The organism is Kordia periserrulae, from assembly GCF_003054265.1.
In the GTDB taxonomy this organism is placed as follows: Bacteria; Bacteroidota; Bacteroidia; order Flavobacteriales; family Flavobacteriaceae; genus Kordia; species Kordia periserrulae.
In genome coordinates this window covers 748,982-766,814 of the sequence record NZ_QBKT01000001.1, presented here as the reverse complement: position 1 = coordinate 766,814, position 17,833 = coordinate 748,982, and the positions used below count along the sequence as shown (strand labels likewise).

At 38.1% G+C, this 17,833-nt stretch carries 11 protein-coding genes; 3 read left to right on the top strand and 8 right to left on the bottom strand.

What is annotated here, in order from left to right; all coding sequences use genetic code 11:
• Positions 1 to 12: 12 nt before the first annotated feature.
• Together C8N46_RS03310 and C8N46_RS21095 are read right to left on the bottom strand one after the other, a co-directional pair.
• A complete protein-coding gene (locus C8N46_RS03310) occupies positions 13 to 1,020 on the bottom strand; it encodes a PorP/SprF family type IX secretion system membrane protein (protein WP_108113416.1) in 1,008 nt (335 codons plus the stop codon).
• A gap of 8 nt (positions 1,021 to 1,028) precedes the next feature.
• On the bottom strand, positions 1,029 to 8,336 hold the full coding sequence (locus C8N46_RS21095; RefSeq protein ID WP_108113415.1) for a PKD-like domain-containing protein: 7,308 nt from the start codon (positions 8,334 to 8,336) through the stop codon (positions 1,029 to 1,031).
• Positions 8,337 to 8,898: 562 nt separating this feature from the next.
• On the opposite strand from C8N46_RS21095, the gene C8N46_RS03300 reads away from it, so the two are divergent.
• The 3 genes from C8N46_RS03300 to C8N46_RS03290 all read left to right on the top strand — a co-directional run bounded on the left by C8N46_RS03300 (position 8,899) and on the right by C8N46_RS03290 (position 12,274).
• Complete coding sequence (locus C8N46_RS03300) at positions 8,899 to 10,350, top strand: hypothetical protein (RefSeq protein WP_146169709.1); 1,452 nt, start codon at positions 8,899 to 8,901, stop codon at positions 10,348 to 10,350.
• 394 nt (positions 10,351 to 10,744) lie between these two features.
• Positions 10,745 to 11,575, top strand: a complete 831-nt coding sequence (locus tag C8N46_RS03295) for a hypothetical protein (protein ID WP_108113413.1) — start codon at positions 10,745 to 10,747, stop codon at positions 11,573 to 11,575.
• Positions 11,576 to 11,602: 27 nt separating this feature from the next.
• The gene (locus tag C8N46_RS03290; RefSeq protein ID WP_146169708.1) at positions 11,603 to 12,274 is read left to right on the top strand and encodes a hypothetical protein; all 672 of its coding nucleotides are present in this window, start codon (positions 11,603 to 11,605) and stop codon (positions 12,272 to 12,274) included.
• A 495-nt stretch (positions 12,275 to 12,769) separates the two neighbouring features.
• On the opposite strand, the gene C8N46_RS03285 is transcribed toward C8N46_RS03290, so the two are convergent.
• The 6 genes from C8N46_RS03285 to C8N46_RS03260 are packed head-to-tail and all read right to left on the bottom strand — an operon-like array spanning position 12,770 to position 17,425.
• A complete protein-coding gene (locus C8N46_RS03285; RefSeq protein ID WP_108113411.1) occupies positions 12,770 to 13,114 on the bottom strand; it encodes a hypothetical protein in 345 nt (114 codons plus the stop codon).
• A gap of 17 nt (positions 13,115 to 13,131) precedes the next feature.
• On the bottom strand, positions 13,132 to 14,103 hold the full coding sequence (locus C8N46_RS03280; protein WP_108113410.1) for an eCIS core domain-containing protein: 972 nt from the start codon (positions 14,101 to 14,103) through the stop codon (positions 13,132 to 13,134).
• 1 nt (position 14,104) lies between these two features.
• Positions 14,105 to 14,605 (bottom strand): hypothetical protein, encoded by a 501-nt coding sequence (locus C8N46_RS03275; protein WP_108113409.1) that lies wholly within the window; start codon positions 14,603 to 14,605, stop codon positions 14,105 to 14,107.
• Between the two features lie 24 nt (positions 14,606 to 14,629).
• On the bottom strand, positions 14,630 to 15,145 hold the full coding sequence (locus C8N46_RS03270) for a hypothetical protein (RefSeq protein WP_108113408.1): 516 nt from the start codon (positions 15,143 to 15,145) through the stop codon (positions 14,630 to 14,632).
• An 11-nt stretch (positions 15,146 to 15,156) separates the two neighbouring features.
• Positions 15,157 to 16,512, bottom strand: a complete 1,356-nt coding sequence (locus C8N46_RS03265) for an ATP-binding protein (RefSeq protein WP_108113407.1) — start codon at positions 16,510 to 16,512, stop codon at positions 15,157 to 15,159.
• Complete coding sequence (locus tag C8N46_RS03260) at positions 16,502 to 17,425, bottom strand: hypothetical protein (RefSeq protein WP_108113406.1); 924 nt, start codon at positions 17,423 to 17,425, stop codon at positions 16,502 to 16,504. The genes C8N46_RS03265 and C8N46_RS03260 overlap by 11 nt, the downstream gene beginning before the upstream one ends.
• Positions 17,426 to 17,833: the final 408 nt, after the last annotated feature.

Genomic DNA, 17,833 nt, shown 5'->3' with positions numbered 1-17,833 from the left:
TTGAATTTTATATCAATCCTGATAATCAGGGCAACCAAAACAACGCTTTGCTTCCGAATCGAATTGATAAGTGAGTGACAATTCGTACACACCGCCTGTTCGACCAATTTGAGAGGTGTTAAAATCGTATGAAATTCCAAATCGGAAGTTGGTGTATTGCAATCCTGTAAAAGCATTCACGGAAGTGAGCAAATGACTATTTCCGCTGTTTTTGCCAGGATTGGTCACTAAAGTAGTTCCTAAAAAGAAACGCCCAACCGAGAGCGAAGTTCCCAAATCAAAACGATTGAAACGTCCTTGATGCATATAATTTCCTGTAATCATCAAGCGTGTGTCAAAAGGCAAAAAGCGGACGTCAATCATATCAGTTACAATAAATTCGTATCCTGCGCTCACCGAGAAAAAAGTCTCTAATGGCACATTTCCATTCACCGTTAAGGAAATATTTGGGCGGTTTAAGTGTTTGGCGGAAATTCCAATCCAAGCATTTTCAGTATTAAAAAGCAATCCCGCAGAAATATCCCAAAAACCGATAGCGCCATCGTTAAAAAAGAGCGCATCAATAGACGTAGGATTAATCACGTTGGCTTGAATATTGATTTGATCTTCGAGTAATAATCCTTGAAATCCGATGTTTTTCCAGCCACGACCAAATTCCAGTCCAGGTCTAAAATACCAATCGTCTCCCAACTGCACTTGATAGGCATAATTGACATTGACTTGCGAAAATGTATAACCACTTTGACTTTCGCGCTGATTTAAAAAACTGACACCAACGCCACTGTTAGCTTCCGCGAACCACGTACTGGCAAATCCGTAATTGGTGTCAATTCGAAAGCCTAAGGCTGGCCATTGCGTTCGGTGAACAATTCCGATATGTGTGGTTTCTAAAAACCCTGCAAATCCAGGATTTAAAGTTTGCGGTACTAGAAAATACTGTGTAAATATTGGGTCTTGTGCTTTCATTTCTGGAACAAAAAAGCAACAACCTAGTAGTAAAATATATAGTTTTAATTTCATCTGTATTCTTATAAGATTAGTGTCAATGGTCCGCTTTCACGAACAGTTGTCCCAAAAAATGTTTTCGCGGTGAAGGTGAAATAGTAGTTTCCGTTTTCAACAAGTTCACCTTTTACTTTTCCGTCCCAACCTTGTACATTATCGCCCGTTTCAGAATAGATTAAACTTCCCCACGTATCGTAAATATTCAACTCCATAGAATCGAGTCCCACAAAAACAGGTCGAAAACGGTCATTTAAACCATCTTCATTTGGTGTAAATGCGGATGGCATGATAAGTTTGTATCCTTTTTCAATCAATAAGGTAATGACTTTGGTATGCACACAATCACCAGGGAACGTTACGGTTTGTATCACCGTATATGCGCCTGGAGCAGAATACGAATGCACAGGGTTTTCTTCGTTAGAAAAGTTGCCATCGCCAAAATCCCACGAAATATTGATATAATCGCCTGTAGTGGTATTGGTAAACTGAATTGGGTCTATCTGCGAATAAATTCCGAAAGTTTCAAAAGCGGTTGAGGTTAAGGTAAAATCGGCATCGCTAATTTCAGGCACGTCTACTTCAAACGTATAACTCGTTACACAACCTAAAGCGTCAGTAGCTTCTAAAATGACCAAACCGTTTTGTGAAGTGGTCATCATTTCATTATTGGCGCCTGTTACCGTTCCGCTTGACCAATTGAGCGTAAATGGTGGAACACCACCTGAAACTTGTGCCGTAAAGGTTTGACTCGCGGTAAAGGCATTACAATTGACAACCGTTTCAGTGTCTACTTCAATGACAATTTCTGGCGGACGAATAACGGTAAAGGTATCCGTTGCTTCACAACCATTGCCATCTACAACGGTTACTAAATAATCTCCCGCAGGAATATCATCCAAATCTTCTGTAATTGCTCCGTTGGACCAATTGACCGTGTACGGTTCTGTTCCTCCAGAGATTAACAAATTAATTGCACCAGAGCTTGCATCGTCACAATCCAACGCATTGGTGACGTTTCCAGAAAGGAGCAATTCCGCGGGTTCTATAATGATAAAGGTTTCGGTAATGGTACACGGAGTGCCGTCCACAATATTAATTGTATACGCGCCAGGACCTAAATTATTACGTTCAACACCTGCATTTGGATCATCTGCCCACGCAAAATCAATAGGTTCTATACCACCTTGAAAGTTCAAACTGATACTTCCGTCATTGGCACCAAAACATGAAATTTGCTGTACTACAGGCTCAATCGTAAAAATAGGAGGCGCATCAATCGTTACCGTTTCAGAAGCTGTACAATTGTTACTATCGGTCACCGTAATGGTATAATCTCCCGCTGATAAGTTGGTTTGACTTGTTCCTTCTCCAAAATTACTCCACGTAATCGTGTACGAGCCAGAGCCTCCTGTAATACTTGTAATAGTGATAGAAGCATCATTGTCTCCAAAACATTGCAATTCGGTAGCGGTGTATGAAATCACAATTTCATTAGGTTGTGTTAGGTTGACACTAAGTGTATCGTCACAACCATTGGCATCTGTTACAGTTAGCGTATAGGTTCCTGCTGGCAAATTTGTCAAATCTTGCGTCGCACTTGTAAATCCGTCAGGTCCTGTCCATGCGTAGGTATATTCAAATACGCCAGGCGCGGTTTCTGTTGGAGTTCCACCAGTAATATTTACATCTATAGCTCCTGAAGATTCTCCAAAACAAGCTACGTTAGTTTGCGTTACTAGCGAAGCCGATAATTCGCTTGGCTCTGTAATGACAAACGATTGTACAATTGGTCCACAACCATTCGCGTCGGTTACAGTTAATTCGTAAGTTGCTGGCGAAAGGTTTGAAATATCTTCATCCATAGAAAACGCAGCACCATTACGCGTCCAATTATAAATATAGGTTGGCGTTCCTCCAGAAACGGTTACGGTAATTTCACCGTCATTCGCACCAAAACAACTGATTTGACTTTCCGTATCAACCGTTAAAATTAATTCATCAGGCTCTGTAATGGTATACGTTTCTGTAAACGGGCAGCCGCCTTCATCTTGTACTGAAAGTGTATAATCACCAGGAATTAAATTTGAAATGGTAGCACTGCTAGACGTAAAACCGTTCGGTCCTGTCCATGAAATATTGTACGGATTTCCTGTGGAAAACGGAATTCCTCCTGTAATATTGGTCATGATTTCACCATTATTTGCTCCAAAACAATCAATTTGTGTAACAGTTACATTTGGAGAAATTGCTGGGTTTACGGTGATTTCAACTGTAAAAGGTATTCCTGTACAAATTCCTGACACTGGAGTTACCGTATATGTTACCGTAGCAGGCGACGTCGTCGTGTTGATGAGTGTTTGACTGATAGTTGTTTGTGGATTGGTTTCCGCATTAGCTCCTGTAATGCTTCCCGCAGGAACGATGGTCGGTACTGTCCACGTATAGGTTGTATTGGTTGGAACGATATCGCCGCTAGTGCCATCTGGTGTGATGGTAAAGCTATTGCCACTACAGATAGTTTCTGTAACATCACTAATGACAGGTGTTTCATTCACGATGATTTCTGCCGTGTTTGATATAATTTCAGAACAACCACCTGAAGAGAACGTAATAATACAATAATAGTAGGTAGTTCCTTGAGATGATGTATTAGGCGTATACGAATTTGTAGTAGCGCCTGCAATTGGTGTTCCTGAAGTGGTATCGTCAACGACATTGATATACCATTGATAGGTTGGCGTGCCTACACCGTTTGAATAACTTACACTTAATGTGTTTACCGTATCTGCCGTACATAATTCTTGTGATTGTGGTTGCGAATCAAATTGTGGCCCTAAGTTGATAATAACTTCGGCAACATCACTTGTAGCAGTACAACTTGCACTCGCAGCTTGCGACACGATACAATAATAGTAAAAAGTTCCTACTGTATTGGTTGGTGGCGTGTACGAAGCGTTGGTTTCGCCTGCAATGGCAATTCCGCCTGTATTGCTGTTTGTCGTATTGCTATACCATTGATATGAAAATGCGCCAATACCACCCGAAGGTTGCACTGTAAGATCTTGCGGAATGGTGTTTTGACAAAGTGTCTGTGTCACAATTGGTTGCACATCAATCATTGGTGCATCAACAACAATGACTTCTGAAACATTACTAACAACATCTGAACAGCCACTTCCCGAAAAGGATAATATTACATAGTAATAATACGTTCCAGCAGTTGTGTAGACTGGCGGTGTATAATCAGGATTGGTAGCACCTGCAATAGCTGTTCCGCCTGTATTGCTGTTGGTTGTATTGCTAAACCATTGATACGAAACTGTTCCTGTTCCGTCTGTGTATGCCACTGATAATGGACTGTCAATTGTACTTCCCACACATAAATTTTGTGTCGCCGTAGGTTGACTCGTAATGGTTGCATTTGGAGTTACCGTTACCAACGCCGTTTGTGACGTAATCAACGCACATCCGCCAGTAGCAAAGGTGATTTCACAGTAATAATAAACCATTCCAATCGTATCTGTTGGTGGAATATAATCTGCATTGGTAGCACCTGCAATTGGAGTTCCGCCTGTGTTGCTATCAGTTGTATTGCTGTACCATTGGTATTGAGGTGTGTCAGACGTACTTCCTAAGGTAATGCTCATTGTGTTCGGCGTTCCGTTTTGACAAACGGTACTTGGTTGTGGTTGCGTGGTGACTTCTGGGGCAGGATTTAGTGTAATTTCAATAGTGAATGGTGTACCGTCACAATTTCCAGCTGTTGGCGTTACGGTATAGGTAACCGTTGCCGTAGCGTTCGTGGTATTGGTTAAGAGTTGACTGATTTCTGTTTGTGGAGTTGCTTCTGCCGTAGCTCCCGTAACGCTTCCCGCAGGCACTACTGTTGGTGTTGTCCATGTATAGGTTGTATTGGTTGGAACGATATCGCCACTAGTTCCATCTGGCGTGACTGTAAAACTATTTCCGCTACAAAGCGTTTCCATAAAGTTGCTGATACTTGGCGTTTCATTCACGATGATTTCAGCCGTTGCTGAGGTTACTTCAGGGCATCCGCCAGAAGCAAAAGTGAGTATGCAATAGTAATATGTGGTACTTACTGAAGAAACATCTGGAGTGTATGAAGCTGTTGTTGCTCCCGCAATAGCAGTTCCAGTTGTGGTATCGTCTGTAGTATTGGAATACCATTGATAAGCTGGAGTACCAACACCGTTTACATAACTTACTGTAAGCGCATTTGCAACATCGCCCAAACACAAATCTTGCGATTGCGGTTGCGAATTAATCAAAGGCGCAGGATTTACAATGACTTCGCCAACATCACTCGTTACGGTACAACTCGCACTTGCAGGTTGCGAAATGACACAGTAGTAATACAATGTCCCTACCGTATCTGTTGGTGGAGTAAAGGTATTGTTTGTTTCGCTTGCAATTGGTGTTCCGCCTGTATTGCTGTTGGTTGTATTGCTATACCATTGATATGAGAACGCTCCCAAACCTCCAGAAGCTTGTACTTCTAGGAGTTGCGGTGCTGTATTTTGACAGAGTGTTTGTGTTGGTATCGGTTGTACGTCAACCGTTGGTACATCGACTACGATGACTTCCGCGACATCGCTTGTAATATCTGCACAGCCACTTCCCGCAAAGGACAATACTACATAGTAATAGTAGTTTCCTGCGGCTGTGTATGCTGGTGGCGTATAGTCTGCATTGGTAGCACCTGCAATTTGTGTTCCGCCTGTGTTGCTGTTTGTGGTATTGCTATACCATTGATACGAAACCGTTCCTGAGCCATTGGCAAAAGCAACCGATAACGGACTATCAATTGTACTTCCTACACATAGACTTTGTGTTGGCGTTGGTTGTGATGTAATGTTAGCATTTGGCGTGACTTCAACCGTTGCTGTTTGTGAGTTTAAGGATGAACAGCCGCCTGTGGTAAAGGTAATTTCACAATAATAATACAAGATTCCTACGGTATCTGTTGGCGGTACATAATCTGGGTTGGTTGCTCCTGGAATTAATGTTCCGCCTGTATTGCTATTGACTGTGTTGCTATACCATTGGTATTGTGCAGAAGCACCTGTTGTAGCTACACTTAGCGTATTTGGCGTTCCGTTTTGACATACCATGCTCGATTGCGGTTGTGTCGTTATTTCTGGAGCAGGATTTACCGTAATGATAAAATCTACAGGAGTACCATCACAATTGTTAATGGTTGGCGTTACTGTATATGTTACTGTACCCGAAGTGGTATTAGTCGTCGTAATAATTTGTGCAGGAATAGTGCTTGAAGTTCCTGACGGGATAAAACCACTAATGCCAGCCGTTGCCGTTGCTGTCCACGAATAGGTTGTACTAGCACTACTGGATGTAAGATTGATTTCGGTTGTAGATGCTCCAGAGCATATATCTTGTGTCAAGTTTGTATTGGTGATGACAGGAACTTCTTCAATAGTAAACGTTTGCATTGCAAGGTTAGAAGTGCCACATTCGTTGGTGACTTGTAAAGAAATTGTATAGGTTCCCGGCGATGGATAATCAATAGCTCCAGGCGATTCTAAGTTGGATGATGTTGTATTGGCTCCCGGAAATGACCACGAATAGGTAACCGCACCTACATTATCGGTACAGGTTTCAATCACCGCACTTGGGTTGATGGTGTTGGAGTTGCACAAGTCACTTATCGGATTGATGCTGACTGTCGGCGGTTGTTTTACCGTGACTTGTTGCGAGCTTGTTGTTGTTCCACACGAATTTGTGCCTGCTAATTCAATAGTGTAGGTTCCTGGCGTTACAAAGTTAAACGACGGATTTGTAGAGCTTGCATCAGTTCCGTTGGTAAAACTCCACGTAGCGGGTTCTGTTCCGCAAAAATCAGAAGTATAGGTTACTTGCCATTGATAGGTTGGCGGAATACAACTGGTAGATTCATCGGTAGTATTGGTGGTTGTAACATCTAACGGTGTACAACCGTCAGTGCTACTCAAATTGAATTGTGGATTTACAGGTGCTTCTATACAAATGGTTTGCGAAAGTACATCAATACCGCATCTGTTTCCAACAGATTGTGTGATGGTGTAGGTGCCAGGTTGTGTAAATTCAACACAAACAATTTCAGAGCCTGTTAGCCATAATCCTGGGTCGGAAGAACCAAAACTATTTCCGAGATTTCCACTTGTCACATTATAAGTATTCGGAGAAATCTCCCAAATTACATTCGGATTTGTGGTACAGTTTTGATCACTTCCGTTGGTTGAGTTTCCTATAGATAAATCTTCAAAGCAAATTTCTGTATTGGTACATGTTGGTTCCGTAGGAAAGGTAAAGTCTGATTGTGGAATGGAAGAAACATAGATAGGAACTACTCCTACAGACGAAGAACTACACGGATTGGACGCAACGATGTTTGCCGAAAATGAGTTGGCATACGTGTTGCTTCCGTCAGAACTTGTAGTATTACAAGAAGAACTAGCAAATGTATGTGTAATACTCGCTGGCGGTGGATGGTTGAACACTTGTGGTGGTGAACCGTCGTTGAATGTGACTGTATAAACCGTTCCTGGTGGATTGTTACTTGTTCCTGTAATTGGGAAGGTAAGCGCATCTGTATTACAAATATCTGTATTTCCAGGATTCCCTAAAGATACCGCAGGGTTTGAGCCTACGAATACTGTGTATTCACGAGTGGTGTTACAGCCATTATTTCCTGTAATGGTATAAATCAACGTATAAATTCCAACTGCATAATCGTGTGTTTCTAGTGCGAAACTAGTATCATTAAACACGGGACTTCCATCACCCCAATCGATAGTATAGCTGGCATTCAACGTAGAAGTTGTAGACGACGTATTGGTAAATGATAAGGTAGTTGAGGTATTGTTACATTCTCTAAAGACCGTTTCACCATCAATCATGATAGGATTTGGTCCACCTAAGGTTGCATCTGGCCCTTCCGTAACGGTAATGGTAACATTTCCAGAAACGGCATTGTCAGTTGCTGTGGCATCTTGTACAGATGTTAGGGTGTACGTAAATGTTCCATCAGCATTTGTAGGAACTTCAATTGTTGCGATATCTCCTGTAGAAGTAACCGTTTGAGGAGTGCCTGTACCAATAACATACGTAAAAGTATACGGAGCTGTTCCGTCAGTACCTGTAAAGGTGATGATAGGCGAATCGTTGTATTGACATACGGTAGGTACATCAACGCTAATGGTGGCGTTGGGCATCATTTCAGCATGTACAAGTTCTGATTTTGAATACGATGCATAATCTAGTTGCAGCGCAAGGCACATCAAAAGTATCGTGAGTAGGTATTTTTTGATCATAGGCTGATATCTTTAGTCAGGAACTATACGTGGGCAAGGTATGTTTCCTGTTTATCGTTTTTAAAATTACTTAATATCTTTTAGTTACTGTAGGAAACTCGTTAAAAAATTGTTAACACCTGCTTGATTTTCAAAATAATGAAATTTATAACGGTTGTTTTTGCGGATTTCCTTACTTCTATTTCTTTTTACAATTTCTTTACATGGCGTTATTTGTTTCTGCTAAAATAGAGTGTGTAGAAGTGCCAAACTACCTTATAATAGTGGGTTTTTTATATCCGTATTTATAATGAGGTTTTTTATAAGGTCATCAGTATTCTGCTATCGTTTTTCTTTTTAATGTCCGTTTTTGAAAGACGATGACCGTATTTGTCTGAAAACAAATAAAAATGTCCGATTTTGAAAGGAGATGTCCGTTTTTGTATTTGGTGCTATTATAAAAAAGTGTATGCTATTCATGTATTTAATTACAAAAACCAATTATTTTTTAACATGAAAAATCAAACAAAAAGAAATCCACATTTTAACCCATGACGATTCAATTTTAAATAAATATTATTAAATGAATTACGAATCCTATCATTTGTATTCATCTATACAAATGGTAATAAAAAACAATTTTAAAAAAACTATGATATATAGATTAGAAAAATATAACAAAGGATTATTCACAATCTTATTAACATTATTTTCATGCTTAACATTAACTTTTTGTAGCAGAGACATGGATGATGCTTCTATTGTGGAAGTTGAATCTACTGTGGATGCTAAAAGCTTATACTTCTACGGAAGTGATGCTGATTTTGAAAAATTTGAAGACGTTGACATGACACGAATTAGTTCAGAAGAAGAACTAAATGCAATTACGAAAACCGTAGGTAATTCTTATGCGCTTTTCGTTGGTAAGGATATTGATGTTCGTTCAGGAATTATAGATGACCTAAGAAATTCAGGAGTACTTGTTGCACAATTGAATGAAGAGGCAATTGAGCCAAAAAAATTATCTGCTCAAGCACAACTACTTAAGGAAGTAACACCATCAAATGATGATAAAACAAGAACATTAGATATAGAGAAGAACTTAGTCAATGACGAACTCTCTTTTACAACGTATCTATCTGTAAATGGTAGACATAAAACATTAATAAGTATGTCTGAAAACATTGAGCAGGCAGTAACGAGTATCTTAGAATGGAGTGAGAAAAAGATGGTGGAAAAAAGCAAAGAAGTAATTCCGAGTAAGTCTGGGAATAAAACTCTTGTAACTAATTTAGAACTAGATTTTATATGGTCTGGAGTAGCTGATTTCACTATTGGCTCAAAAGGATACAGAGCCGATACTCAAGGATATTTTATAAATAATGGTTCAGGGAACCAAGAATTTCCTAGTATGCATATCATGGACCATATAATCACTATGAAATCTACGAATGGCAGTTATAGAGCTAATGATTTACATATTTTACAACAACCAGACGTAACAAATAGTGGCTTTGAAAGTTCGCTTCGTGAATATTTTCCAGTAAATGGAGACAATGGAGTTTTAAATGGACGTACCGGAAGTGATAGTTATGGATATGGTATTGATATTAGTGGCTCATATGGCTTATCACCAAGCTTAAATGTTGGAACGTCGTTTGATTGGTCACATACTACAGATTGGTCTATCCCGTCATGTCAAGTGAAAGTCTATCATAATCTACCTAGCGAAATATTTCATGCCCAGTACGATATTGATCCTTATGGGTCTTGGGCTTATCAAACTATTACAGCTGAAGGTTACACCTATTATGCCACAAGAGGTGCGAATAGAAATAATAAATATCTTTTACCAACAACGTATGCTTTAGGTCTATATGATCCTTCACAAGGAAGCAGCGGTCATAAAACTCTTTTAGTTGAATTGAGTTCTGATTCCGGTGTCGATGTTGGCTATATTAACGGAGCGTATGTAAACCGCTACTATGTTTCTTTAATTGATATTTCTAGCTATCCTAGCGGGTATATTTGGTAATCACACCATCTGTGATTTACATAGAATACAACTTAATAGCTAGTATTTGATAAGAAAGAGGTTTCTAATGTTAGAAACCTCTTTTTTTGTCCGCTTTTGAAACAATTTAAAGCTTTTGTCCGAAAACGAAAACAGCGTTCCGTTATTGAAATCGCTTGTCCGCTTTTGGATTTGAAAACAAAAATGAACTATCTACATTCGTCTCGTTGTGCAACTTTAACATTTTATTAACCAATCTATTTTAACATGAAAAACCTAGTCAAAGGGAATCCACACTTCAGTCCTTAGGCATACCAAAAGTGATTTAAAAAAACCTACTTACATCACAAACTAAGGAAACCCGCTCACAACCAGATGAGCATTATTAAACAATAACCAAAAAAACAATTTAATTATGAAACATTTAAAAATAACGTATTACATCTTAGCAATGCTAGTTGTTAGTATGCAATGGTCATGTTCAAAGGATGATGACCGCATTGAGAATACTGTCGAGCAATCTATAGACCTTTCTAAATATAAAGGAATTTCTACTGTAGAAATAGATGGTAAAGAGGTAAAGACAGTAGACGATTTAGAATCAACTATAAAAAATGCTTACAGTGTACACTTTGATTATCCGAATAACAAAATAGCAATATCTACTTCTGAAGTAGACGCTAAGAGATATTTAGAGGTCAATCATCCTCAAATGAAAGCAAAAATAGCCAATAAGATAGAAAAAAGTCTTCAACAGGCTTCCCAATCGACTAAACCTTTTTTAGCAATAAACTCAAAAGGTCATGATGAGTTTGCAGGTGGTCCTCTTGCAAAAGTTGACCACGATAATGACCATGATTATGGTATTATTGACGATCATTCTGACTCAGGATTTTTCCTTTTTGAAAAAAGTGATGTTAGTTGGATAGAAGGTCTCGCAGATGTTCCAAATACAAGCAATACAACTACTTTTCATTACATGAGTACATGGTGGAATTTAAGAGACTTGGCTAGTAGTTTTAATACAAGATATTCTGTAGCAGAACAGTACGGATATAATATGCATGTTAGATATACAAGAGATGAAGCTACTCGCGATGTTTGGGTAGTATATTTTGACGATGCTAATTATGGAGGACAATATAACATTGTATCTGTAGATCCTAATGAGGATGTTATCGTCACGTCTTCAAGTTATAAAGTTGACGGTACTAATGTTGCAGGATCAATATTGATACTGTATTAATAATTATTAACTATAAATAAAGAAAACATGAAAATATATAAAATTTTAATAGTATGTCTTTTAGTATGTACTACAATGCAAGCAAATATTCTGAATTTAGAACCAATTGAAAGTGAAAAATCAGAATGTATTGATAAGGATGACCTTGTAAATAGAATGGCGGAAGATGAAGATGTAGTGTCATTATTAGGTAAAGTTTATGCCGTGAATTTTGTAAAAGGAATGATTCACAATCAAGATGCAGATACTAAAAAAGAAGTATTGGAGACATTAAAAACGGTTACTGCTGAGTTTCAAGAAACATCAAAAGCAATTAAAGCAAAGTTTCCTGAATATGAAAGCTTAAGTAAAGAGGAAAGAAAAGAAGTTATATCAACCATTTATGCACAATCAAAAACTGTGAAAGAAAAACTTAAATGTTTTGGAAACAAATGTATAGTAGCTGTAGCAGGTTGTGGAGGTATTAGAATTACAGGTTGGGCATTAGCCAAATTTTCTTTTTGCATAACAGCAGCTATAGCAGTTGACGTTGAAATTATAATTGATACAGGAGGAACAGCTACAGAGGTTATTATAGGACAGACAACAAAAGAAATTAACTTCTGTGGTAGAATATCAAATGCTCTGTCTGGACCAGTTGCAGCACTTTGTATCGCAGGTTTTGCAGGTTCATTATTCGATTGTTTTGATATTTTTTAATAAAATAAAAAAACGTTAATCATTTTTCAAAAAACCTAGCTTTTAAAAGCTAGGTTTTTCTATAGCGTTTCTTCTACAAAAAGAAAACATTAAATACACATCCTTCAAAAAACAATAAGAAACTAAAGCTGCAAACGATTTAAGTCTATTTTTCGGTGAAGACTTAATTACTTTTAATTTTTTTCAACAACTCCCAAATGCCCTAACACAGCTTTGGGAGCTTTTTGTTACGCTTACTAAGGAATAGCTGTAAAACACCAAGTACAAAAAATGAATAGATACGATGAAACAACAATAGGTCTTTGTATAGGAAATATATTTTCCTGCATAATAATGTTGTGGAATGGTATATATTTTTGTTAGAATGTGTTACGGATTGCCAAAAAGCATTAAGTAACCTTTCGTATTATGGTGATACAAAATGATTTAAAGACACTCACGAGCAATTGTGAGTGTTTTTTTGTGTACAATCAAAACAAAATATTCAAGGAAACATCACATCTTCTGTCGCGTCCATTGCGAATAATTTTCGCCATGTTGTTGTCTATTTTTCTTAATCCAATTTTTACAAAATGGAGTTCCTTTACTAAAGTTGCTATTATACAATTGACGCCAACGCGCTTGTATTTGTGCGTCTTGTAATTGGCGTTCTCCTTTTTGATGTTTTTCTTGTGTGGATTTTCGTTTTCCTCTTTTGTGTGCCAATTGTGTGACCAATTGCGCTGTTTCAGATGTTGCCCGATTGTCCTCTAAAGTTTTTCCTGAAGATTCACTTCTTTTTAATTGCGTTGCAGTAACCTGTTTTTTATGTTGATGTTCTTGTTTTTTGGATGTGTACATATACGTGTTTTTTTAGTTTATTTTCCTTTCTTTTTAGAAGATTTTGATGAGCCTCCGCTACCACCATCAGCTTTTTTGGCTAAATAGTTCTCTTTTTTTCGTCTAGCAACTTCTTCCTTATGTGCTTCTTTTCTCCTGTCTGTTTCTTTTTTTTCTGCTTTGGATTGATATTTAGCTTTTGACTTAGAACTTTTAGAACTACCGTAAGAACTATCTTCTTCCTTCGATTCTTCTTTATCTTCTTTTTTGGAAGATTCTTTTGCAGCTCTTAAATATGGTATTAAATTATCCATTTCTTTCTGTGTAGCAGCATTGATTCCGTCGCCAGGTTTTCCACTTCCATGTGCGTGTACACGCATATCATTTTCTACACAAACTTTTCTAATCAAATCCGCGCCGTAATGATTATACGTATCTGGAAAGTATTTTTGAATCACATCTAGTGTATCTTGTGGTTCTGCAAATTGAATAACGTCATGCTGCATTTTTTGTATAGATGTTTCTGATGCTGTTGTGTTTTTTACTATTTTTTTCTGTGTAATTTGTCTCGAATCAACTTTCCGTTGCAACGCTTTCGCACCCATCACATCCGCTTCTTTTTCTAAACCTGCATTGTCGTTAATTTTTGCTCCGTTTACCGTTTTTGTCGGGCGTACACGACCTTGTTTTTGCTGTACAATATGCCAAGCTTCATGTGGTAAATGCTTTTCTTGTCCAGAAGCCAAGTGAATATTAGTTCCTTGCGCGTACGCATGTGCGTTTAATTGTGCAGGTTTGGCTGAATTGTAATGCACTTTCACATCATCTAGCGAATGCCCTGAAAGACTTTCAATACCCGATTTTAAACCATCAGGCAATCCTGTGTTGTTTTTTTTCTGTTGAATGATAGTTGACGGACGATTATCTTCCAGCGAAAAACCATTTTTAGTATGAGCCGCCGCAGTTTGCGCTGTTTTTGCTGTTGATTTTTTATGGAGTCGCGTTTTCATATTATTCGGCTTTAGTCAAATCTTGTAATTTTTTTTCTGTTCGTATTTTCATAGCAAGTGCATTTTGTGGTGGAGTACCAGGGTCTGCTGTCCAAGCGCCACTTCCGCCATCTGGAATGGTATAGTGATATTTAGTGCCACCTACATTAAAAGTACCTGTAAAACTGGTAAATGTTTTTTGTTGTTCATCCCATCCATTACAATGAAAGTGTTGGGTGAATTCTAATCCTGTTGCTAATTTAACATGCTCATCTACAATTCCAGCATTTTTAGAACGACCGATTTTTAAGTCTGAAAACCGAAGTAAAGATGGCGTACTAAAAAGCTGTATGACACCAGTAGCTATACGCTGTACAGAGTTTGATTTTTGTATGGATGAAATAGCTTTGCGTTGTAATATAGTTTGCTCACGATAGTCCTCTAGCACTTTTCCTTTGTTTTGATGTGCAGCCGCAGTTGCTGTATTTTTATGAGTTGATTTTTTTTGAAACTGTTTCTCCATCATCTAAGTTTTTAAAAATGCTTATTACACATTGGCACTGGTATTAACAAACACCGGACTTTTCCCGCCTTCATAATCCAACGCCGAACAATACTCATGATGTTTGATATACTCTTTGAGCCGTTCTATGTTTGGGTCATAATACGCTGACACCAATTTTCTTCCCGTAATTAATGTATGAATATGCTCATTGTAAAACGGATATGTGGTAAACAAAACATTTGCATGTTGCTCGTCCACATAAGATTCATCATCGTATTGAAAAGTGTGTTTTCTGTAATTAAAAATACCTTCTGCTACTTTTCTGTAGAAATGCTTTAGTATTTTTTGAAAAGGCGTTGTTTCACTCCATCCCACTACAAATACGCGCCGATTTGTAATCAAATATCCTGTAATATGGAAGTTTTCATCCACCGTACAACTATTCAATGCTTCTGCAATGATGATATTCCGATGTGTGCGCGGAATGTCTTTTCGCCACGAATGCATAACCAATAGTTGGGAATGTTCTTTGAGCAATATCAATTCTTCAATATCCATACAACAGTGTTTTAAGGTTGCGTAATGGTTTTATTCTCTTTTTTGAGTTCTCTTCGAATACCTGTGATGAGTTCCTGTTTTTGTACCACCGTATCTCCACGTTGCACAGCTGCCATCGCGCAATAGCGAAGCACGTTGATAATAGCACCACCAGCCAATTCGTAATTTTCAGCAATGGAATACAAATCAATGTCAGACGAAAGGGAGCAAGCACCCGAAAATGCTTTTTGCCAAAGCACCAAACGCTCTTCTATAGAAGGCATTTTAAAGTGAATAATCGATTGAAATCTTCTAGAAAATGCCTCATCCATATTGGCGCGCAAATTGGAAGCCAAAATGATGAATCCTGGGAAATCTTCAATGCGTTGCAATAAATAGGCAGTTTGCTGATTGGCATGTCGGTCATTGGATGAAGCTGCTTTGGTTCGTTTGCCAAACAAGGCATCTGCTTCGTCAAAAAATAGAATCCAGTTTTGATGCGCTGCCGTATCAAAAATTCGCGAAAGATTTTTTTCGGTTTCTCCAATGTATTTGGATACAATCATAGACAAATCGACGCGATATACGTCCATTCCAAAATTTTTCCCCAAAAGGGAAACCGTCAACGTTTTTCCTGTGCCTGGTGGCCCGTAAAATAAAGCTCTATACCCAGGTTTTAGTCTTTTGTACAATCCCCAATCGTTCAGTAGCGTTTCTTTGTGAACAATCCACGTTTTGAGTTCTTCTACTTGATCCATGATGTCAGGATTTAAAACGACATCTTCCCACGCCAATTCGGTCGTTATTTTTTGCGCTGGAAACGTAATGCTGTGTTCTAATTTTGGTTTTTCTCCCGTCATAAAATAGTGTACCCAACGATGATTCGCACTTAATACACCATTATACTTAGGAATATAACTTTCGGTAGTTTCCAAACTGATGACTTGTTCTTTCTGAAAAATATGTGTGTTTTCAAACATTGAAAGTACTTCCAAGCGCCATTCCGGATTTAGAGCGGTTACTAGAAATAACAAGGTTTGTCCTGTAGGCAAAAAACCACTATGATTTTTGTCGATAACGCCGCCAAACTCTGTAAATCCACGATTGTACATACCGTTTTGTCCAAAAAAGATATCCAAGGTTTCTGGCAAAATATGCGGTGTTATTGCTAAAATAAGTGCCAAACGTTCTACAGGCGTCAACTCCCATTCGCGAAGTGTATTGGCGTACGGTGCGGCTATTTCCGAAATATCGGGCATCGGAATGTCTGTCCAATGCAGTTTCTCGGCATCTTCGTGTTGCAAATAAGTACTTATCACTTGATTGATGACTTTTTGTAGCCAATCAATTTCGTCATAGAGCAATGTGATGTATTCGCTAGTCTCCATAATAGTTAAATAACAGTTCGATATCGTCCAAATTGGCATCTGCCCACGAAAAATATTGCAACGCCGTATTTGGATTGAGTTGATTGGCTTGCAACATATCTAAAAGGCTTGTTTGTGCATTTGTGGTAATTGGCGGATTGTACGAGAGTTCGTTGTGATAAAAATCGTATTGAAAAAAATTGTTTGCCCACGAAGCTATTCGCGTTCTGTCGCTGATAAGTTCGTTGATAAATATTTCTAACTTTTCTTGCTGTGCCACCAACTTTTTCGCTTTAAAAAAAGACGGTTTTCGTTGCTCTTCTCGATGGTAAAATTCAATGTCTTTTGCACGAATGGTTTTCGCATTGGCATCGCCGAAAATATTGACCAATCCAAAGTTTTCAGATTCTGTGGCAATTTCCAATTCTCCTTTTTTGGAACCCGCAATTGCGAGTGTCCAATTTTCAGTGGTAGCACATTCAGTTACGATATAGAGTTTTCGAAACGAGTACATGATCTGCGTCATTTTGATGATGAGCTCATTTTTAAAATCGCCCCAATTCGCAATTTTCACAGATTCCGGATTGCTGCTTGAAAAGAAGAAGCTTCCAGATTTGTCAAAATCGAGTACTTGCCTGCTAAATTCGAAATCGCCTTCAATAGCGTTGTGTCCGGCATCGCGACCTGAATAGGCTTTTTTGACACCGTCACTAAAATTCCAACTAGCAGAATTGAGTTTGATGCCGTTTTCAAAAACGATATCATCTGCATTGAGTACATTTTTTCTAAATATATTTCCCAGTACAATAAATTCTCCGTTTTTAATTTGGAAAAAATCACCTGGATACACATTTTGCGTCAGTGGTTTTGTTGGGATAAAACCTTGTGTTTTGTTATAAAAATTTCGATAAAAATTTCTAAATACGTTTTCCATGTTGCTGGGTTTTTAAGTTTATATACCTAAGTTATTAGAATTAACGTCAGTTCAATATAAGTTTTATTCAATTTAAACTTATTTTTCCTCAATGAAATGAATTTAAAAAACTAAAAATCAGTTGTTTGTTTTCTTGTTCTTTGCTTGCCCAAAGAAAAGAAACAAAAGAAAGGGCACTTTTCCAGAGGTGTTTTTGGTTTTCTCTTTAGGGAGAAAACCAAAACCGCAGTAATTTTTCTAAATTTCTTCCAAGGCTTCAGAAATTTTTAACGAAAAATCCCTGCTACACTGCGGAAAAGAAGAAACTACTATTGATTTTTATTTCGAATTCACGTAAAATTTGAATAAACTCAGTTTTATACTGCTCAATTGCCAATTTGAGTGCAGTCGAGAATAGTTGTAAAACTA